Genomic DNA, 19,157 nt, shown 5'->3' with positions numbered 1-19,157 from the left:
CGGGCTCAGCCGTACAGCGCCGCGATGTCGGTGGCGAACTTCTCGGCCACCACCTTGCGCTTGACCTTCAGGGTCGGGGTGAGCTCGCCGGTGTCCTCGGTGAAATCGACCGGCAGGATGCGGACCTTGCGGATCGACTCGGCATGTGACACCGCCTGATTGGCGTCCTTGACCGCCAGCTCGACCTCGGCCAGCAGGTCCGGATCCTCGGCGAGGTCGCCGACCGAGGCGCCGCTGTCCTTGCCGTTGCGCTGCTTCCATCCCGGGAAGGCTTCCGGATCGATGGTGATCAGCGCGGCGATGAACGGCTTCTGGTCGCCGACCACCATTGCCTGGCTGATCAGGGCGTGTGCCCGGAGCCGGTCCTCCAGCAGGGCGGGTGCCACGTTCTTACCGCCGGCGGTCACGATGATTTCCTTCTTGCGGCCGACGATCGTCAGGAAGCCGTCGTCATCGATGGCCCCCAGGTCGCCGGTGTGGAACCAGCCGTCGCTGAACACCGCCTCGGTGTCGGCCTCGTTGTTCCAGTAGCCGCCGAACACCACGCCGCCGGAGACCAGCAGCTCGCTGTCGTCGGCCAGCCGCATGCTGTTGCCGGGCAGCAGCTTGCCGACCGAGCCGACCCGCAGCTCGCCCACCCGGTTCACGGTGATCGCCGCGCTGGTCTCGGTGAGCCCGTAGCCCTCGTAGATGCTCAGCCCGACACCGCGGTAGAAATGGCCCAGCCGCGCACCCAGCGGTGCACCGCCGGAGATCGCCGCGCGGCATTCCCCGCCCAGGGCCGCCCGCAGCTTGCCGTAGACCAGCTTGTCGAACACCGCGTGCTTGGCCCGCAGCAGCAGCCCGGCGCCGCCCGGGGTGTCCTGGGCCTTGCTCCACTCGATCGCCGTGTCGGCGGCGATCGCGAAGATCTTGCCCTTGCCGTCGTTGCGGGCGTTCTGCTCGGCGGTGTTGTAGACCTTCTCGAACACGCGCGGCACCGAGACCACCAGGGTCGGCTTGAACACCGCGAAGGTCGGGACCAGGTTCTTGATGTCGCTGGTGAAACCCAAGGTGACCTTGTTGGTGAAGGCCGCGATGGTGATGGCCCGGGCCAGCACGTGGGCCAGCGGCAGGAACACCAGCATCCGTTCCCCGGCGGCCAGCTCGGAGGGGAAGCACGCCTTGGCCCCCCGCACCTCGTAGAGCAGGTTCGAATGGGTCAGCTGGCAGCCCTTGGGCTGGCCGGTGGTCCCGGAGGTGTAGATCAGGGTGGCCGGATCGGCCGACCGGATTCCGGCCAACCGCTTGTCGAGCTCGGCGGGGTCGACCGCGGCGCCGGCCTCGGCCATCGCTTGCAGGGCCGGGGTGCCGGCTCCGGCGATCGGCAGCACCTGGCGCAGCTCGGGCAGCTTGCCGCGGAGTTGTTCGACGGTCTCGGTGTGGGCGTCGGTCTCGGTGAAGATGATCTGCGCTCCGGAGTTCTCCAGCACGAACCGCACCTGTTCGGCCGAGGAGGTCTCGTAGATCGGCACGGTCACCGCTCCGATCGACAGGATTGCGAAGTCGATGATCGGCCACTCGTAGCGGGTGGCCGACAGGATCGCCACCCGATCGCCGGGCTGGATTCCCTCGGCGATCAGGCCCAGCGCCACGGCTCGGATCTGTTCGGCAGCCTCGGCGCAGGTCACATCGACCCAGGCGCCGTCGACCAGACGGCGGAAGATGACGTGGTCAGGGGTTTCCGCGGCGTGCGCAGACACCGGGTTGACGATGTTGTCGTGCTCGTCGACGGTGAACGATGCGGGCACGCTGAACTCACGCACGATCTTGCCCTCCAGGCTTGGTGATACCGGTTTTGCGGGTCAGCCTAGTCGGCCGCGGTAGGCAGGTGAGCAGGCATATGTGAAGCTAGTCCGCGATGAACAGCATTCAGATCGCCGACGAGACGTTCGTCTGCGCAGATCCGGTCGCCGTGGGCGCCGCGGTCGCCGATGCCGCCAGTTGGCGCCGGTGGTGGCCCGACCTGGTGCTCAAGCTCGTCGAGGACCGCGCCGACAAGGGTCAGCGCTGGACCGTGACCGGCGCGTTGACCGGGACGATGGAAGTGTGGCTCGAAGCGGTGATGGACGGTGTGGTGCTGCATTACTTCCTGCACGCCGAACCGTCCGGCGCCACGGCCAGACAACTGGCCGACATGGACCTGGCCGCGATGAACCACCGGCGCCGGGTAGCCGGGAAGGCGATGGCATTCGAGATCAAGCAGCGGTTGGAGGCCGACCGCCCGGTCGGCGTGTCCCGGCTGGCCTGACCGGTCTCACCGGGCAGGCCCGCGGGGAGGGTAGATTTCTCGGCGAGAGCCAGAAGGGCACCCCACAGAGCGGGGAGAAGGGGGTGGCGGTGGCCGACAAGACGACGCAGACCATCTACATCGATGCCGACCCGGCGACGGTGATGGATGTCATCGCCGATATCGCCGCGTATCCCGAGTGGGTCAACGAGTACAAGGAAGCCGAGGTCCTGGAGGCCGACGAGCAGGGCTATCCCAAGACCGCCCGGCTGGTACTCGACGCGGCGGTGCTCAAGGACACCATGGTGCTGGCCTACGTGTGGCCGGCCGATCGCAGATCGGTGACCTGGTCGCTGGTGTCGAGTTCGCTGTTGCGTTCACTGGAGGGCGCATACCGTTTGGCGCCCAAGGGATCCGGTACCGAGGTGACGTACGAGTTGTCGGTCGATCTCATCATCCCGATGATCGGGTTGCTCAAGCGCAAGGCCGAGCGGCGGCTTACCGACACCGCGCTCAAGGACCTCAAGAAACGGGCCGAGGCTGAGTGACTTCGCCCGGACGGGAGAGCGCCTCCCCCGCGAGGATCAGCCTGTTCGTCGGCAAAGGCGGGGTGGGCAAGTCCACGCTGGCGACCGCCACCGCCGTTCGTGACGCCGCGGCCGGGCAACGGGTACTCATCGTGTCCACGGATCAGGCGCACTCCACCGGTGATGTCTTGGGGATCAACCTGACGCCCACCGGGCAGCGGACTCCGACCCGGGTGCTGGCCGACCTGGCGCCCGGCCAGGCCGACGCCGGCGGCACCCTGGATGCGCTGGCGTTGGACACCCTGGCCCTGTTGGGGATGCGCTGGGCGGTGACTGCCGGTCCGCTGGCTGCGCGGTTTCCCGACTCTGAACTGGGAGATGTTGCTCCAGAAGAACTTTCAGCGCTGCCCGGAATTCAGGAAGTGCTGGGCCTGCACGAGGTCGGTGAGCTCGCGGATTCCGGCTGTTGGGATCACGTGGTGGTGGACTGTGCCTCGACCGCCGACGCGTTGCGGATGCTGACGCTGCCCGAGACCTTCGGGCTGTACCTGGAGCGGGCCTGGCCGCGGCACCGCCGGCTGTCGAGCTCGCCCGATGCGGCCACGACCGCCATCGTGGCCCTGATCGAACGGATGGATGCCGGTATCCGCGGCCTCGCCGGTCTGCTCACCGACGGGTCGCGGGTGAGCGCCCATCTGGTGCTCACCCCCGAGCGGGTGGTGGCGGCCGAAACTGCGCGGACCCTGGGATCATTGGCTCTGATGGGTGTCGAGGTCGCCGAGATCATCGTGAATCAGATTCTGGTTCAAGATGATTCGTTTGAATATCAGAACCTTCCGGCGCATCCGGCCTTCGATTGGTACACCGAGCGGATTGCCGAACAGGACAGTGTGCTGGCCGAACTGGATGCTGCGATCGGTGACGTGCAGCTGGTTCTGGTGCCGCACGTGCCGGGGGAGCCGATCGGCCCCAAGGCGTTGGGGGAGTTGATCGACAGTGCGCGACGACGCGACGGTTCACCGCCGCCGGGTCCGTTGCGCCCGATCGTCGACCGCGAGTCCGGGTCTGGACTCGAAGCGGTGTACCGATTGCGGCTAGAGTTGCCGCAGATCGATTCGGCCGGCCTGACGCTGGGCCGCGTCGACGACGATTTGATCATCGGTGCGGCAGGCCTGCGGCGCCGGGTGCGGTTGGCCTCCGTGCTGCGTCGGTGCATCGTGATGGATGCGCAATTGCGGGGTAGCGAGCTGACGGTACGTTTTCGTCCGAATCCGGAGGTGTGGCCGGCATGACGGGGTCCCATCCCGAGTTGGGTTCGGAGCTGCGGCAATTGGCGCAGGACATCCTGGACCGATTGGATCCGGCGGTGCGGTTGGCGGCGGCCAACTTCGCAGCATCGGCCGACGGCGGCACCGGTAAATGTCAGCAGGTGTGGTGTCCGGTGTGCGCGCTGGCCGCGCTGGTCAACGGCGAACAGCATCCGCTGCTGGGGGTGATCGCCGAGCACAGTGTTGCGCTGCTGACGGTGATCCGCGCCCTGCTGGACGATGGAGCCGATGGCGGCTCCGGCGGAGATAGCCCGACGCCCGACGGTGGGCCGGACGAGCCGCCGCCCGACGATTTCCCGCCGCCGCCAGGTCCGGGTCGCTACCAGCACATCCCGGTCTCCGTAGAAGAGTGAGCAAGCTGAGACGGCGCTGAGACACAGCGGGCATCCAGGACTTGCTGTGGTAGCCACAACATGGCCTGGGTACAGTTGTCGCAGAGCATTGCGCGGTGCGCCCAAGGTGGAGGGTCCATGTGGTATTGGCTGTTCAAGTACATCCTGTTGGGCCCGTTGCTGGCCGTTCTCGGTCGGCCCAAAATCACTGGGCTGGAACATGTTCCGACCAACGGCCCGGCGATTTTGGCCAGTAACCACCTGGCGGTGATGGACAGCTTCTACCTGCCGTTGGTGGTCCGCCGCCGGATCACTTTCCTGGCCAAGCAGGAGTACTTCACCGGCACCGGCATCAAGGGCCGGTTCCTGGCGTGGTTCTACACCGTGGTCGGTCAGGTGCCGATCGACCGCACCGATGCCGATTCGGCGCAGGCCGCGCTGACCACCGCGACCCGGATCCTGGGTGAGGGCAAGCTGCTCGGCATGTATCCCGAGGGCACCCGCTCGCCCGACGGTCGGCTGTACAAGGGCAAGACCGGCCTGGCCCGGCTGGCCCTGCAGACCGGCGTGCCGGTGATCCCGGTGGCCATGGTCGGCACCGACGTGGTCAATCCGCCCGGGTCGAAGGGACTGCGCTTCGGCCGGGTCGAGGTGCGGTTCGGCAAGCCGATGGACTTCAGCCGGTTCGACGGCCTGGCCGGCAACCGCTTCATCGAGCGTGCTGTGATCGACGAGGTGATGTACGAGCTGATGGATCTGTCGGGGCAGGAGTACGTCGACATCTACGCCGCGGCGATCAAGGAGAGCACGTCCACGGACACCGGACAGCCGATCGAGGCGGGCAAGCCGGCGTCGCGGCTGCCGCACGCGGCAGCCGGTTAGGACGCCTCGCTGCCGCGCAGCCCGACCAGCGGTGTGGCCGGCGCGGCGGCGGCCACGGCAGTTCTCGACAACGCTGTCGCACCCGTGACGATGATGACCGCGAGCGCCCACCACACATAGGAATCGGCGGCCAACTGGCGCAGCGCCGATGCGGCGGTTTCGTGGTGCGGGGTCAGCAGCGCGATGGGGGTCCAGACCATCAGCGCGAAGCCGGCCGCGGTCAGCACGGCCAGGTACACGTTGCGCAGCCGGTACGCGAGCACGCCGGTGACCAGCAGGGTGGGCAGGGACCACACCCAGTGGTGCGACCACGACACCGGCGACACCACGAGGCCGAACATGGCCACGCAGATCAGGGCGAGCACCGGGGCCTCGTCGGCCCCGCTGCGCAGGGTGCGGCGCACCGCCCACACCGTCAGCGCCAGCACCACGAAGGACACCGCGACCCACAGCGCGAACCGCGGCCCCTCGGCCAGGCCGAGCCGGGCCAGCGCCCCGGCGATGTTCTGGTTGGTGTTCAGGGTGGCGGTACCGATCCGGTCGGTGTTGCGCACCGTCTCGGTCCAGTACTCGACGGAGTCGGTCCAGGCCAGCACGAATCCGGCCAGGGTCGCCACCACGGTGGCCGCGGCGGTCTGCAGCAGCGCGCGCATGTCGCGGCGCAACAGGAAGTAGAGCACGAACACCGCGGGTGTCAGCTTGAGCGCGATGGCCAGCCCCAGCAGCACGCCGCGGGGCCACGGCGTCCGGCGCGGCACGCAGTCGGCCACCACCAGCGTCATCAACACGACGTTGATCTGGCCGAACTCGAAGTTCGATCGGATCGGCTCCAGCCAGATGACCGCGGGAGCCACCAGCGCGACCGCCAGCCAGCAGCGGCGCAGCCAGGCCGGTTCGGAGGTGATCGTGGTCTGCGGCCAGACGTTGAGCCGGGTCAGCACGATGTGCATCGAGACGATGAGCAGCAGCAGCGTGGTGGCGGTGATCGCGACGCTGGCCGCGGGCAACGAGAGCCAGGCGAACGGGGCGAACATGATCGCCGCGAGCGGGGGATAGGTGAACGGCAGGTCCAGACCGCCCTGGGTGTGGAAAATGGCGCCGTCTGCGTACAGCGGTTGGTCGTTCAGCCAGGCCCGGCCGCCCATCCGGTACACGTCGATGTCGATGCGATAGGGCACGTGGCCGAGCAGTCGCCAGCCGACCCAGATCAATCCGGCCGCTGTGAGCAACTGAAAAAGGCGCCACCCGATCGTCGGTGCCCAACCAGCCAAACCAACCCAGCCGGGCGACTGCCGCTTACTCATGTTCACAACAGACTATCGGTGGCAGCCCCTCGAGCCCGCATCCACGCTCGCGACGCGCGCCCTCCGGCGTAAGTTCTGTGCGTGCATGCGAGCGTCCACCTCGATTTCCTCACCCGCGATCGCCTGCCCCTGGTGTGTTGTCTGGTGGCGTTCATCCTGACGTTTTTCGTCACCCGCACCGTGGTGCGCTACATCCGTCGCAACGCCGAGCGCTCGCGGCCGCCCAGGTGGTGGCAGCCCCGGAACCTGGGCCGCGGCTCGCTGCACATCCATCACATGGTGATCGGCGTGGTGCTGGTGATGGTGTCGGGAGTGACGATGGTGACGCTCGCCGTCAACGGCGGTGTGCCCGAGTTCACCGTGGCGGCGGTGTTCTTCGGCATCGGAGCGGCGCTGGTTCTCGACGAGTTCGCGCTGATCCTGCACCTGTCGGATGTGTACTGGGCCGAGGACGGCCGCACCTCGGTGGATGCGGTGTTCGCCGCGGTGGCGGTGGCGGGGTTGTTGGTCCTGGGTTTCAATCCGCTGTCATTCTTTGATATCGGTATCTGGCGCGAGGACCAGTCGGTGGCGATGCGGGCGGTGGTGGTCGTGGCCGCGGTGCTGACCCTGCTGCTGGCGGTGGTGGTCCTGCTCAAAGGCAAGGTGTGGACCGGATTGGTAGGGATGTTCATAACCCCGTTGTTGTTCGTCGGGGCGGTTCGGCTGTCGCGGCCGCATGCGCCGTGGGCGCGCTGGCGCTATACCGCCCACCCCCGCAAGATGCACCGCGCGCTGGAGCGGGAGCGCTGGCTGCGCCGGCCCGTGGTGCAGGCCAAGTTGTGGTTGCAGGATGCGATCACCGGGATGCCGAAGTTTCCCGATGACGCCACCGTGGACGCGCAGTTGGAGCGGGAGATCCACGCGGCCCCGGCACCCTCGGCCGACCGGCCAGAACGGATTGCGTGATGCGCTACTTCTACGACACCGAGTTCATCGACGACGGGCGCACCATCGACCTGATTTCGATCGGTGTGGTCGCCGAGGACGGCCGCGAGTACTACGCCATCTCGACCGAGTTCAACCCGGACCGGGCCGGCCGGTGGGTGCGCAAGCACGTGCTGCCCAAGCTGCCGTCACCGTCGTCGCAGCTGTGGCGCTCACGGCGGCAGATCCGCTCGGAGCTGGAGGATTTCTTCGACGTCGACGGCGACGAGCCGATCGAATTGTGGGCCTGGGTGGGCGCTTACGACCATGTGGTGCTGTGCCAGTTGTGGGGGCCGATGACCGATCTGCCACCGGCGATGCCGCGCTTCACCCGCGAGCTGCGCCAGTTCTGGGAGGACCGCGGATCACCGCGGATGCCGGCCCGCCCCACCGATGCGCACGACGCCCTGGTCGACGCGCGACACAATATGGAGCGGTTTGCGCTGATGACCGGCATGGGACTCGCCCCGGGGCGGGACACCGGCCCGACGCAGCCGTAGAAAACGGCAGTTCACGGGCGGTTACCATGAACGGGTGAACTGGACTGTCGACATCCCCATCGATCAGCTGCCGCCACTGCCTCCGCTGACCGACGAGCTGCGTCAGCGGCTCGATGCGGCCCTGGCCAAGCCGGCCGTCCAGCAGCCCAGCTGGGATGCCGACGCGGCCAAGGCCATGCGCACGGTGTTGGAGAGCGTGCCACCGATCACCGTTCCGTCGGAGATCGAGAAGCTCAAGGGTCTGCTGGCCGATGTGGCGCAGGGCAAGGCGTTCCTGCTGCAGGGTGGGGACTGCGCCGAGACGTTCGTCGACAACACCGAGCCGCACATCCGGGCCAACATCCGGACGCTGCTGCAGATGGCGGTGGTGCTGACCTACGGCGCCAGCCTGCCGGTGGTCAAGGTGGCCCGGATCGCCGGCCAGTACGCGAAGCCGCGGTCGGCCGATGTCGACGCGCTGGGTTTGAAGTCCTACCGGGGCGACATGGTGAACGGCTTCGCCCCGGACGCCGCGGTGCGCGAGCACGACCCGTCGCGGCTGGTCCGGGCCTACGCCAATGCCAGCGCCGCGATGAACCTGGTCCGCGCGCTGACCTCGTCGGGCCTGGCCTCGCTGGACCTGGTGCACAACTGGAACCGTGAATTCGTCCGGACGTCGCCGGCCGGGGCCCGCTACGAGGCGCTGGCCGGGGAGATCGACCGGGGCCTGAAGTTCATGTCCGCCTGCGGGGTGGCCGACCGTAATCTGCAGACCGCCGAGATCTTCGCCAGCCACGAGGCGCTGGTGATCGACTACGAGCGGGCCATGCTGCGGCTGGCAGATCCGGCCGAGAATCCGGACGGGCCTCGGCAGTTGTACGACCAGTCCGCCCACTACCTGTGGATCGGGGAACGCACGCGTCAGCTCGACGGGGCGCACGTGGCGCTCGCCGAGGTGATCGCCAACCCGATCGGGGTCAAGCTCGGCCCGACGACGACGCCGGAGCTGGCGGTCGAATACGTCGAGCGGCTCGATCCGAAGAACGAGCCCGGACGCCTGACCCTGGTGACCCGGATGGGCAACAACAAGGTGCGCGATCTCTTGCCGCCGATCATCGAGAAGGTCCAGGCGACCGGTCACCAGGTGATCTGGCAGTGCGACCCGATGCACGGCAACACCCACGAGGCCTCGACCGGCTACAAGACCCGCCACTTCGACCGCATCGTCGACGAGGTGCAGGGCTTCTTCGAGGTGCACCGCGCGTTGGGGACGTACCCGGGTGGGATCCACGTCGAGATCACCGGTGAGAACGTCACCGAGTGTCTCGGTGGCGCGCAGGACATCTCGGATTCGGATCTGGCCGGTCGCTACGAGACCGCGTGCGATCCGCGGCTCAACACCCAGCAGAGCCTGGAGTTGGCGTTCCTGGTCGCCGAGATGCTGCGCGGCTGACGGTCGCCGGTCACCACAGCGCGGCGACGTTGCTGCCCAGCGTCCATGCCGCGGCGGCCACCAGGCCGGTCAGGGTCAGCACGGCGATCACCCAGAACGCCAGTGCCCGTTGCGCGCGCTGGCGGGCCCAGTAGAACTCGCTCATCTCGATGCCGGCGAATTGTCGTGCGCCGTAAGAGTATTCATCGGCTCCAGCCGGGATCGGCGCCCAGTCGTGCTGGTCGCGGGTGATCTCGCGGGTCGGCTGCCGCGGTGCCGGCGGCCCTGTCGGCGGTGCCGGCGGCGGGGCCGGCACGACCGTGGTGGACCCCGGCCCGGGCGCTTCGGATCCGTCGAGTTCGTGGACCCGGGTGGCGGCCAGATGCTGGGCGGACAGCTGCGGTGCGGGCACTCGGAACGCGGGCAGGCCGAGATCGTCGACGATCTGTTCCAGGGCGGTCCGCATGTCCTCGGCGTCGACGAAGCGCTTGCCGGGATCACGTGCGGTGGCCCGCCGGACGAACTGGTCGAATTGCGTTGGCACCCCGGCGATCACCGCGCTCGGCGCCGGAACGTCGTGATCCATGCGCTGGTAGGCGACCGTGAGCGCGGAATCCCCGGTGAACGGCGTCGCCCCGGTGAGCAGTTCGTAGGTGAGGATGCCGACGGCGTACACGTCGCTGCGCGGGTCGGCGTCGCCGGTGCTGACCTGCTCGGGGGACAGGTAGGCGGCGGTGCCCAGGATCACGCTGGTCGAGGTGATCTTGGCTTCGGCGACGGCGCGCACCAGGCCGAAGTCGGCGATCTTCACCTCGCCGTCGTCGGAGATCAGCACGTTCTCGGGCTTGATGTCGCGGTGGACCAACCCGGCGCGGTGGGCCACCGCGAGGCCGCCGAGCACCGGCGCCAGCACCGCGGCGGCCGCATGCGGGGGCATCGGACCGCGTTCGGTCAGCAGTTCGCGCAGCGTGCCACCCTCGATCAGCTCCATGACCAGAAACGGCGGCTGGGCGGGGTTTGGCCCGGAGCCGCCGCCGCCCTGGTCGTAGACCGCCACCAATCCCGGGTCCTTCAACCGGGCCACCGCTTTGGCCTCGCGGCCGAAGCGGGTCAGGAAGTGGTGGTCACCGCTGTAGCGGGAGTCCATCACCTTCAGCGCGACGGGCCGGTCCAGGCGGACGTCGAGTCCCCGATAGACCGTGGACATGCCACCGGTGGCGATGGGCATGTCCACGCGGTAGCGCCCGTCGAGCATCGTGCCGACGAGTGGATCCGATTGCTGCTCCACCGCACACATGTTACGAGTTTGGCGCGTGGGCCTAGAATCGATGCGGTGAGCAGCATTCCGGCGGCCGAGGACGTACTGGATCCCGACGAGGCCGTCTATGACCTACCGGCGGTGTCGGACTTGCTCGGCATCCCGGTGACCAAGGTGCACCAACAGTTGCGCGACGGGCATCTGATCGCCGTGCGCCGCAACCGGGTGCTGGTGGTGCCGAAGATCTTTTTCGACGACGCCGGCCACGTGGTCAAGCCACTGCCCGGCCTGCTGGTCGTGTTGCGGGACGGCGGCTATCGCGACACCGACATCGTGCGGTGGTTGTTCACCCCGGACGAGTCGCTGACGATCACCACCGACGGCAGCACCGAGCGCAAGTCCAACGCCCGCCCGGTGGATGCATTGCATTCGCATCAGGCCCGTGAGGTGCTGCGCCGTGCGCAGGCGCTAGCTTACTGACGGCTGCTCTTGCGGCGCCGGTTCGGCCGCCCGGTACAGCGAGTACCAGGCCACCACCGCGCAGGCCGTGGTCAGCAGGACATGCGTCCACGAGTACATGCCGTGTGCCCCATCGGGTTTCCACATCACCATGATCCAGGTGCAGGCCCCGGCCACCGCGGCGATGGCCGGCCGGGTCTGGATCAGGGCGGCCGCCACCGCCAGTGGCCAGGTGTAGTACCAGGGCAGCGCGGCCGGCACGAACAACACCACCACCATCATGGCCAGCGCGATGCCGGTCAGGATCTCGCGGTCGGTGTGGCGGAAGCGCCACCACAGCAAGGGGAGTGAGATCGCGATGATGGCCAGTCCGATGATGCGCGTCACCGCGAGCACCGCATAGAAGTTGACCGGCAGGACGAGGCCGCCGAGCGCGTTGATCAGGTTGGCCGCGGCCGTCGGGACGGTCAGCCAGTTGATGATCTTCACGTTGCCGGCCGCCAGGGCGGACAGCCAGCCCAGCCCGACCCCGGCCAGCCAGGACATCACCGCGAACACCGCGGCGAAAATCGCCACGGAGGCCGCGCTCGCCGACAGGAACGCCCGTACCGGGGGGTAATCGTGGCGGTCGCGCAGTTGGCGCATCCATACCCACACCATGAACGGAAGAGCAAGGCCCGCGGTGGCTTTCACGGCCACCGCCATGGCGATCAGGCCGACGCCCCAGATGGGGCGTCGCTGCAAGGTCAGCGCGATACCGGCCATCATCAGCCCGACCATCAACATCTCGTTGTGCACGCCGCCCATCAGGTGGATGATCACCAGCGGGTTGAGCACGCAGACCCACAGCGCGGTGGCCCCGTTGGCGCCGATGTGCTGTGCCACGCGGCGCGTCGCCCAGATCAGCAGCACCAGCCCCGGCAGCATGCACAGCCGCAGCAGCATGGTGCCGGCCACCACGTCGTCACCCACCAGCATCGTGACGAACTTGGCCACCATGATGAATGCCGGACCGTAGGGCGCGGTGGTCGTCGTCCAGATCGGACTCACGTTGTCCAGCAGGATGTTCGGATTCTCGACCGGCCCCACCACGTAAGGGTCGAAGCCGTCGCGCAGCAGTGCCCCCTGGGCCAGGTACGAGTAGGTGTCGCGACTGAACAGTGGAACGCTGAGCAGCAGGGGCGCCAGCCAGAACCCGGTGGTGGCCACCATGGTGTATTCGGTGGCGGTACCGTCGATCACCCGCCGGCCCAGCCACAGCCAGGCGATGAGCATGGCCGCGATCCCGCCCCACAGCAGGATCGAGGACAGCACCAGTCCGTGCCCGAATCGCAACCAGGACAGGTGCAACGACTCCAGGACCGGATCGTGCAGCCTGGTGCTGCCCGCGCCGAGCCCGCCGATCGTGAGCAGCGCTGCGCCCAGGCAGCCCAGACGTGCCGGACGGGCCTCGGCCGACACCGCGAACGCGGCCAGTCGTGAGATGTGTTGGGCCACCCCGGTGCCCGGGGCTTCGGTCGGCATGGTCGTCACGCTGACCGGTTCGCCGCGAAATGGGCGATCTCGGCCAGGCCGGTCTTGGCTTGCTGGTGAATCGGTGCCGCTGCGACGGTGTCCAGGGCACGGTGGGTCAGCAACTCGATGTGTTCCTCGACCGCGGCCAGCGCTCCGACCGACTCGATGGCCGCGCACAGCTGGCTCACCTGGGCATCGGAGAGCTCGGTGCCCACCGACGTGCGCAGCAGCTCGGCCGCCGCCGGGTCGGACTTGTCGGCCAGCTCCAGCGCCTCGGCCAGCAGCACCGTGCGTTTGCCGGAACGGAGGTCATCGCCGGAGGGCTTGCCGGTCACCGCCGGGTCGCCGAACACGCCGAGCACGTCGTCGCGAAGTTGGAAGGCCACCCCCAGGTCGTTGCCGACCTGGTGGAAGATCTGCTGGACATCGGGGCGGTCGGCGGCTGCGGCGGCGCCCAGCTGCAGCGGCCGGGCCACGGTGTAAGACGCCGTCTTGTAGGTGTTGACGTTCATCGCCGAGGCCACCGATTCGGCGCCGCTGGATTCGGCCACGATGTCGAGGTACTGGCCGCCGAGCACTTCGGTGCGGATGTGCCGCCAGACCTGCTGGACCCGCTGCTGCGCGTCCGCCGGGATGTCGGCCGCCGCCACGATGTCGTCGGCCCAGGCCAGCGCCAGGTCGCCGGCCAGGATCGCGGCCGACAGGCCGAACTGCTCCGAGGAGCCGTGCCAGTTGCGCTCGCGGTGCCGCTGCGCGAAGAGTCGGTGCACGGTGGGCAGGCCACGGCGGGTGGCCGAATCGTCGATGACGTCGTCGTGCACCAGCGCACAGGCCTGCAGCAACTCCAGGGCGGCGAACAACCGCAGCACTGCGGGGTCGGCGGGCCGGTCGGCCGGATCGATCACCGCGCGCCAGCCCCAGTAGGCGAAGGCCGGGCGCATACGTTTGCCACCGCGCATCACGAACTCTTCGAGGGCCTCGGTCATCTCGGCGTAGTCGGTGCCGATGTACTCCGAATCACGGCGCCGCTCACGCAGGTAGTCGCGCAATTGATCGGTGACGGCCCGGGCCAGCTCGACGGTTGACGGAGCCGATGTTTGCACGCTCAGCGCCCGCCCCTTTCTGTGGTCAACGGTGTCCGGTGGGTGCATTCAGCGTAGAGCGTGCGATGCGGTTTGTACCGCGCGGATCATTCGCCGCCGGCGACCGGCTCACCGGGCTTGGGTGTGGTGTCGCGGCTCATCCAGGCCAGTGCCCCGATCACACCGGCGACCAGGAAAGCGCCGACGATCAGCCAGATGCTCGCGGTGGTGAAGGAGCGGGCGCTGGGATCGGTGTAGCGGGCCTGGGCGTTCATCGTGGTGACGATGCCCGGCCGGAGTTTCCATTCCACGATCGACGAGCTCACCTGGGAGCCGTTCGTCGAGGTGACCTCGCCGGGGAAGGACACGGTGAACAGCACATCGGCCTGCGGATCGTTCAGCGAGGTGAGATCGACCCGGCCCTCCAGGATCACCAGGTCACCCGCGCGCCGCAGCGAGATGTCGACGCCGGCGGCGTCTCGGCTCATGCTGGCGAGCTGGGGTACCTCGGCGAAGGACAGGTCGGAGAACACCGCCTGGGAGCCGACGTAGTCGTCGCGGCTGTACTCCGAGACCGCCACCTTGGTGGCGAACGGGAGGTTGTTGAGCAGCTGCGGGCCTCTGTCGTCGGCGTCGCGTGGCTTTGCCGCGGCGATGATCTGGCCGGACACCCGGTCGTCGGGTGACACCGTGATCGAGGTGCGGACCCGGACGCACCCCACCGCCATGGGCAGGATCAACAGCAACATCACCAGCGTGAGCAGTCGGGTCCGGCTACTGCGTTTGGGAAGGCGGCTGGGTACTCGGACGTGCACGCTGGTCATCGTGCCAGATCTCACAACGGCAGGGGGCGACCGAGGATGGCGAACGGCCGGGGGTCGCCGGCGAAGTGGTAGTCGCGGATCACGTCGCCGAAGCCGAGCCGCCGGTACAGCCGCCAGGCCCGGTTGGCCTCTCCGTTGATCTCCGGGGTGGACAACAGCACGTGGGATTCGTCGCGGCCGGCCAACAGCCGCCTGGTCAGGGCCTCGCCGAGGCCGTGCCCCTGGGCGCGGGGAGCGATGTGGAGTTCGGTGAGCTCGAAGTAGCTGACCATCAACTCGGCGATGCGGCCGGGGTCGGTGCCGTTGCGCTGCAGACCTGAGATGACCTGTTGTTGCCACCATTGATCGGGCGCGCCGCGGTAGCCGTAGGCGATTCCGCGCAGCTCGGCGTCGAGCAGATCGGTTGTGGCCGGGACGCCGCCGTCGGGATCCTCGTCGAGGTCGAGCGCGACGGCGGCCACGCATTTCCAGCCGGCTCGGCGGGTGTGCTCCAGCCACAGTGCGGCCCGCTGTTCCTCGGTTCCGCGCGGGTAGCGCATGGCGTCGACGTAGACGCGCAACGCGTCGGGCAGCCGGCGCTTCATGTCGTCCGGCGACAGATCGATGAGATACGTCGCCAATGCCGTCGCCTTTCGCCCCGCCCGCTGTCTGTCGAGCTCGAGTCTGTCGAGCCCATTATCTTCGGCCATTATCCGGTGGCGGGACCCTCGGTCCCGTAGGCCGCGGACTTCGACAACGACCTACAATCGACTGCGAACAAGGTGGTACGGCTCGGATCGACCTCGTATCATTAGGCTTAGGTGCCCGTGATTGCGGGCATGTCAAATTTTGAATCGCGACGGCGGCGTCGGCAAGGAGGGACGAATGCCACTCTCCGATCATGAGCAGCGCATGCTCGATCAGATCGAGAGCGCGCTCTATGCCGAGGATCCCAAGTTCGCCTCGAGCGTTCGTGGTGGGACGTTACGCGCGCCTTCGGCTCGGCGCAGACTTCAGGGCGCGTTGCTCTTCGTGGTGGGCTTGGCGCTGTTGGTCATCGGTGTGGCGGTGAAGGCCACGATGGTCGGTGGGTTCCCGATCCTGTCGGTGGCGGGTTTCGTGGTGATGTTCGGTGGTGTGGTGTTCGCCGTCACCGGCCCGCGGATCACCGGCGTTCGCGATCGCGGGGCGCAGGGTTCCGGTGGCGCGCCACGTCAACGCCGGCAGCGTGGTGGCGGTGGGTCGTTCACCACCCGCATGGAAGATCGGTTCCGGCGCCGGTTCGACGACTGAGCCGGTCCACGGTTCCAAGGGGCAGCCCGTAAGGGTTGCCCCTTTTTTGTGTGCCGGCGGAATGGTCCAGCGACACGCCGGACTGGCTTGCGCGGCGAGGCAGGTGGGGCCGGGTGGGGGAAAGCCGGCGTTGTTGTGAAATCGTTGCCCCACAACGCCCCACCTTCGAACCGTAGGTATCTACCTGCGGTTTTTCTGCTTCTTGCCGCGCGATGGCCGACTGGGACCGCGGCGGTCGAGGGTATTTCGGGGGTGCTGGTGGGGAGCTGGCCCAAACTCGCCTCACTAAATGGAGCAAAGTGGGGGATTGTGGGGTAAAGTGGCGGCCAACGGGGAAAACGGAGCCCCGTTGAAGGGCAAGAAGGCCGGGCCTGGATCTCGGAAGCGACACGGGATCCGAACTCCGGTGGCGGGAGGTGTCCAGATGTTTCTGGGTACCTACACGCCCAAGCTCGACGACAAGGGGCGGCTCACGCTGCCCGCCAAGTTCCGCGACGCACTGGCAGGAGGGTTGATGGTCACCAAGGGCCAAGATCACAGCCTGGCCGTGTACCCGCGGGACGAGTTCGAGGACCGCGCACGTAAGGCGGTCGAAGACGCCAAGGCGAATCCGGAACGTCGCGCGCAGTTGCGGGTGTTCGCTGCGGCGGCCGATGAACAGCGTCCGGACAGCCAGGGCCGGATCACCCTGTCTGCGGATCACCGTCGCTACGCGAGCCTGTCCAAGGAATGTGTGGTGATCGGATCGGTCGATTACCTGGAGATCTGGGACGCCGAAGCATGGCAGGCCTACCAGCAGACCCACGAAGAGCACTTCTCCGCGGCCACCGATGACACTGCGCGCGACATTCTCTGATGGAGCCGCTGACACGGCCGGCGAACCGGCGGCCGGCCTGGACTTAGCCCGTGCAACGCGGCCTCTGCCCGAATTGGCCCTGGCGTACTTCCCCAACGCCAGGTCCGTGAATTCGGACAGAGACCCCGGTGCAGGGGCCAATCCGAGCGGAGGTGTTTCAGCGGTGCCCGACTCCCCAGACCACACAGATCCCCAAGAGCACGGGCACATCCCGGTTCTGCTCGACCGCTGCGTCGAGTTGCTGGCCCCGGCGCTCACCCGGGTGCACGCCGACGGGTCCGGCGCGGTGCTGGTCGACGCCACGCTCGGAGCGGGCGGCCATACCGAACGCTTTCTGACCGAGTTCGGTGGCCTGCAGGTGATCGGACTGGACCGCGACCCGAATGCGCTCGGCACCGCCAGTGCCCGGCTGGCCCCGTTCGGAGACCGGTTCCGGCCGGTGCGGACCCGCTATGACGGGATCACCGCGGCGATCGCGGAATGCGGCTTCCGCCGGATCGACGGCGCGCTGTTCGACCTCGGGGTCTCCTCGATGCAGCTCGACCAGACCGAGCGCGGATTCTCCTATTCGGCCGATGCGCCGCTGGACATGCGGATGGACCCAGACGCCCCGCTGACGGCCGCCGAGATACTCAACACGTACGACGCCAAGTCGATCGCCCGGATCCTGCGCGATTTCGGTGAGGAGCGGTTCGCCGGCCGGATCGCCGACAAAGTACTCAAACGACGTGCGCAGCAACCGTTTTCCAGCACCGCCGAACTGGTCGAGCTGCTGTACGAGGCGATTCCGGCGCCCGCCCGCCGAACCGGAGGTCATCCGGCCAAACGGACGTTCCAGGCGCTGCGGGTGGCCGTCAACGGGGAACTGGACTCGTTGCGGGCCGCGTTGCCGGCGGCGTTGGCTGCGTTGAACGACGGCGGACGCATCGTGGTGATGTCCTACCAGTCGCTGGAGGACCGGATCGTCAAGCAGGCGTTCGCCGCGGCCACCGCGTCGCGCACCCCGCCCGGGCTGCCCATCGAGCTGCCCGGCCACGAACCCGAATTCGTCACGCTGACCCGCGGTGCCGAAAAGGCCCGCCAAGCTGAGATCGATCGCAATCCACGTAGCGCCCCGGTGCGGCTGCGGGCACTGGAAAAGGTTGGGGAAGGGGGCAACTCGTGAAGGTGAAGCGACCTGAGCAGCCGCGTGAGGTAGACCGCAGGCGGGGGGCGCGCCAGCCGGCGCGGCCCACCCGGGGCAGCGGGCGGCGCACCGAGCAGGCACCACCGCGCAAGCGTCGGCCGGCCCCCGAACAGCGACCGGCCCGCACCGCGCCGGGTACCGGCCCGATTCAGCGGCCCGGCACCCGTCCGGTCCGGCCCAAGAGCGCCAGCCAGGCCAAGGCCCGGGCGAAGGCGCGAAAGGCAAAGGCCCCCAAAGTTGTCCGCCCCCCGCTGCGGGTCCGGCTGCGGGAACGTCTGCTGGTCCGGCTGGCCTCGGTCGAGCTCAATCCGCGGGTCCTGATCTCGCGGGTCCCGTTCGTGGTGCTCGTCATCGCGGCGTTGGGCATCGGACTGGCGGTCACGCTCTGGCTCTCGACCGGCTCAGCCGAGCGGTCCTACCAGTTGGGCCACGCCCGCCAGGTCAATGAGGGCCTGCTGCAACAGAAAGAGGCGCTCGAGCGCGATGTCCTCGAGGCGCAGGCGGCCCCCGCGCTGGCGGAGTCGGCGCGCAATCTGGGCATGATCCCGTCGCGTGACACCGCGCACCTGGTGCAGGACCCGGCAGGCCACTGGACGGTGGTCGGTACCCCGAAGCCGGCCGAGGGTGTGCCGCCACCGCCGCTGAACACGCCGCTGCCCGAGGAGGCCCCACCGGCCCCGCCCGCGCGGCCGGCCCCCCGCGTCGTCGACCCGCGCGAGCTGACGGTGCGGACGCCGTCGGCGGCCACTCCGGCATCCCCGGGTATTCCCGGACTTCCGGGACTCCCGGGGATGGTTGTGCCACAGGCCGTCCCGCCGGCGGCACCGAATGCCGTCCCACCGGCAGCTCCGCAGCCAGATGTCGCCCACGGGGGTGCTGCAGCTCTGCCGTCGGCGCCCGGCCCGGTTGCGCAGGTGCCGTTGGACGCTCCGGCGCAGCTGCCCGTGCCCGGGGTGCCGATCGCGCCGGGTCCGGCCCTGCCGGTACCGGCCGCACCGGTGCCGCTCGCGGTGGCGCCGCCGGTCACCCCGGTGGAGCAGTTCAGCCCACCGGTGGCGCCGGCCGTGCACGTCCCGGCCGGCGTGGGCGGTGTGCCCACGGCCGCCGGCGTTCCGGGACCGGCCGAGTGAACCGCGGTCCGGGTCACCCACGCCGGCCGGCCAAGCCGCAGCGGGCCGAGAAGGCG

20 protein-coding genes are annotated in these 19,157 nt (G+C 68.5%); 13 read left to right on the top strand and 7 right to left on the bottom strand.

The genetic code is table 11. The features are described from left to right. Nucleotides 1–5 precede the first annotated feature (5 nt). Nucleotides 6–1,805: an AMP-dependent synthetase/ligase gene (locus tag FR943_RS17020; RefSeq protein ID WP_217159290.1), complete on the bottom strand. Its 1,800-nt coding sequence runs from the start codon at nt 1,803–1,805 to the stop codon at nt 6–8. Between the two features lie 95 nt (nt 1,806–1,900). Here FR943_RS17020 and FR943_RS17015 point away from each other — a divergent pair, with 95 nt between their 5' ends. From FR943_RS17015 to FR943_RS16995, 5 genes are all read left to right on the top strand, one after another. Then, the gene (locus tag FR943_RS17015) at nt 1,901–2,290 is read left to right on the top strand and encodes a polyketide cyclase / dehydrase and lipid transport (RefSeq protein ID WP_217159288.1); all 390 of its coding nucleotides are present in this window, start codon (nt 1,901–1,903) and stop codon (nt 2,288–2,290) included. An 89-nt stretch (nt 2,291–2,379) separates the two neighbouring features. Beyond that, nucleotides 2,380–2,817, top strand: coding sequence for an SRPBCC family protein (locus FR943_RS17010; protein WP_217159286.1), 438 nt, complete (start codon nt 2,380–2,382; stop codon nt 2,815–2,817). Beyond that, the gene (locus tag FR943_RS17005) at nt 2,814–4,088 is read left to right on the top strand and encodes an ArsA family ATPase (protein ID WP_217159285.1); all 1,275 of its coding nucleotides are present in this window, start codon (nt 2,814–2,816) and stop codon (nt 4,086–4,088) included. The genes FR943_RS17010 and FR943_RS17005 overlap by 4 nt, the downstream gene beginning before the upstream one ends. Beyond that, on the top strand, nt 4,085–4,477 hold the full coding sequence (locus FR943_RS17000; protein ID WP_217159283.1) for a hypothetical protein: 393 nt from the start codon (nt 4,085–4,087) through the stop codon (nt 4,475–4,477). Before FR943_RS17005 ends, FR943_RS17000 begins: the two co-directional genes overlap by 4 nt. Before the next feature lie 117 nt (nt 4,478–4,594). After that, nucleotides 4,595–5,338, top strand: coding sequence for a lysophospholipid acyltransferase family protein (locus FR943_RS16995; protein WP_217159281.1), 744 nt, complete (start codon nt 4,595–4,597; stop codon nt 5,336–5,338). On the opposite strand, the gene FR943_RS16990 is transcribed toward FR943_RS16995, so the two are convergent. Further along, nucleotides 5,335–6,642, bottom strand: coding sequence for a glycosyltransferase 87 family protein (locus FR943_RS16990; RefSeq protein ID WP_217159279.1), 1,308 nt, complete (start codon nt 6,640–6,642; stop codon nt 5,335–5,337). The genes FR943_RS16995 and FR943_RS16990 overlap by 4 nt on opposite strands. Nucleotides 6,643–6,723: 81 nt before the next feature. Between FR943_RS16990 and FR943_RS16985 the strand changes: the two genes are divergently transcribed. The 3 genes from FR943_RS16985 to FR943_RS16975 are packed head-to-tail and all read left to right on the top strand — an operon-like array spanning nt 6,724 to nt 9,540. Continuing rightward, entirely contained in the window at nt 6,724–7,590 is an 867-nt protein-coding gene (locus tag FR943_RS16985; protein WP_217159276.1) for a hypothetical protein, read from the top strand. Next, on the top strand, nt 7,590–8,108 hold the full coding sequence (locus FR943_RS16980) for a polyadenylate-specific 3'-exoribonuclease AS (RefSeq protein WP_217159273.1): 519 nt from the start codon (nt 7,590–7,592) through the stop codon (nt 8,106–8,108). The genes FR943_RS16985 and FR943_RS16980 overlap by 1 nt, the downstream gene beginning before the upstream one ends. Before the next feature lie 34 nt (nt 8,109–8,142). Next, nucleotides 8,143–9,540: a class II 3-deoxy-7-phosphoheptulonate synthase gene (locus FR943_RS16975; protein ID WP_217159271.1), complete on the top strand. Its 1,398-nt coding sequence runs from the start codon at nt 8,143–8,145 to the stop codon at nt 9,538–9,540. Between the two features lie 10 nt (nt 9,541–9,550). Here the strand turns inward: FR943_RS16975 and FR943_RS16970 are convergent, their stop codons facing one another. Then, nucleotides 9,551–10,816: a protein kinase domain-containing protein gene (locus tag FR943_RS16970; RefSeq protein ID WP_217159268.1), complete on the bottom strand. Its 1,266-nt coding sequence runs from the start codon at nt 10,814–10,816 to the stop codon at nt 9,551–9,553. A 36-nt stretch (nt 10,817–10,852) separates the two neighbouring features. Between FR943_RS16970 and FR943_RS16965 the strand changes: the two genes are divergently transcribed. Beyond that, a complete protein-coding gene (locus FR943_RS16965) occupies nt 10,853–11,257 on the top strand; it encodes an Rv2175c family DNA-binding protein (RefSeq protein ID WP_217159266.1) in 405 nt (134 codons plus the stop codon). On the opposite strand, the gene FR943_RS16960 is transcribed toward FR943_RS16965, so the two are convergent. The 4 genes from FR943_RS16960 to FR943_RS16945 all read right to left on the bottom strand — a co-directional run bounded on the left by FR943_RS16960 (nt 11,246) and on the right by FR943_RS16945 (nt 15,277). Then, nucleotides 11,246–12,760, bottom strand: a complete 1,515-nt coding sequence (locus FR943_RS16960; protein WP_217159264.1) for an alpha-(1->6)-mannopyranosyltransferase A — start codon at nt 12,758–12,760, stop codon at nt 11,246–11,248. The two genes, FR943_RS16965 and FR943_RS16960, sit on opposite strands and share 12 nt — an antisense overlap. 5 nt (nt 12,761–12,765) lie before the next feature. Continuing rightward, nucleotides 12,766–13,854: a bifunctional (2E,6E)-farnesyl/geranyl diphosphate synthase gene (gene idsA2 / locus FR943_RS16955; protein ID WP_217159262.1), complete on the bottom strand. Its 1,089-nt coding sequence runs from the start codon at nt 13,852–13,854 to the stop codon at nt 12,766–12,768. 86 nt (nt 13,855–13,940) lie between these two features. Next, a complete protein-coding gene (locus FR943_RS16950; protein ID WP_217159261.1) occupies nt 13,941–14,657 on the bottom strand; it encodes an LppM family (lipo)protein in 717 nt (238 codons plus the stop codon). An 11-nt stretch (nt 14,658–14,668) separates the two neighbouring features. Next, a complete protein-coding gene (locus tag FR943_RS16945; protein WP_217159259.1) occupies nt 14,669–15,277 on the bottom strand; it encodes a GNAT family N-acetyltransferase in 609 nt (202 codons plus the stop codon). A gap of 244 nt (nt 15,278–15,521) precedes the next feature. Between FR943_RS16945 and FR943_RS16940 the strand changes: the two genes are divergently transcribed. From FR943_RS16940 to ftsL, 4 genes are all read left to right on the top strand, one after another. Next, nucleotides 15,522–15,929, top strand: coding sequence for an SCO2097 family morphological protein (locus FR943_RS16940; protein ID WP_217159256.1), 408 nt, complete (start codon nt 15,522–15,524; stop codon nt 15,927–15,929). Between the two features lie 424 nt (nt 15,930–16,353). Beyond that, entirely contained in the window at nt 16,354–16,785 is a 432-nt protein-coding gene (mraZ, locus tag FR943_RS16935) for a division/cell wall cluster transcriptional repressor MraZ (protein ID WP_217159254.1), read from the top strand. Continuing rightward, on the top strand, nt 16,760–17,950 hold the full coding sequence (rsmH, locus tag FR943_RS16930; RefSeq protein ID WP_246585074.1) for a 16S rRNA (cytosine(1402)-N(4))-methyltransferase RsmH: 1,191 nt from the start codon (nt 16,760–16,762) through the stop codon (nt 17,948–17,950). Before mraZ ends, rsmH begins: the two co-directional genes overlap by 26 nt. Next, a complete protein-coding gene (gene ftsL, locus FR943_RS16925; RefSeq protein WP_217159250.1) occupies nt 17,947–19,101 on the top strand; it encodes a cell division protein FtsL in 1,155 nt (384 codons plus the stop codon). The genes rsmH and ftsL overlap by 4 nt, the downstream gene beginning before the upstream one ends. Nucleotides 19,102–19,157: the final 56 nt, after the last annotated feature.

The organism is [Mycobacterium] fortunisiensis, assembly GCF_019050325.1.
In the GTDB taxonomy this organism is placed as follows: Bacteria; Actinomycetota; Actinomycetes; order Mycobacteriales; family Mycobacteriaceae; genus Mycobacterium; species Mycobacterium fortunisiensis.
This window is presented reverse-complemented; position numbering and strand designations above follow the sequence as displayed.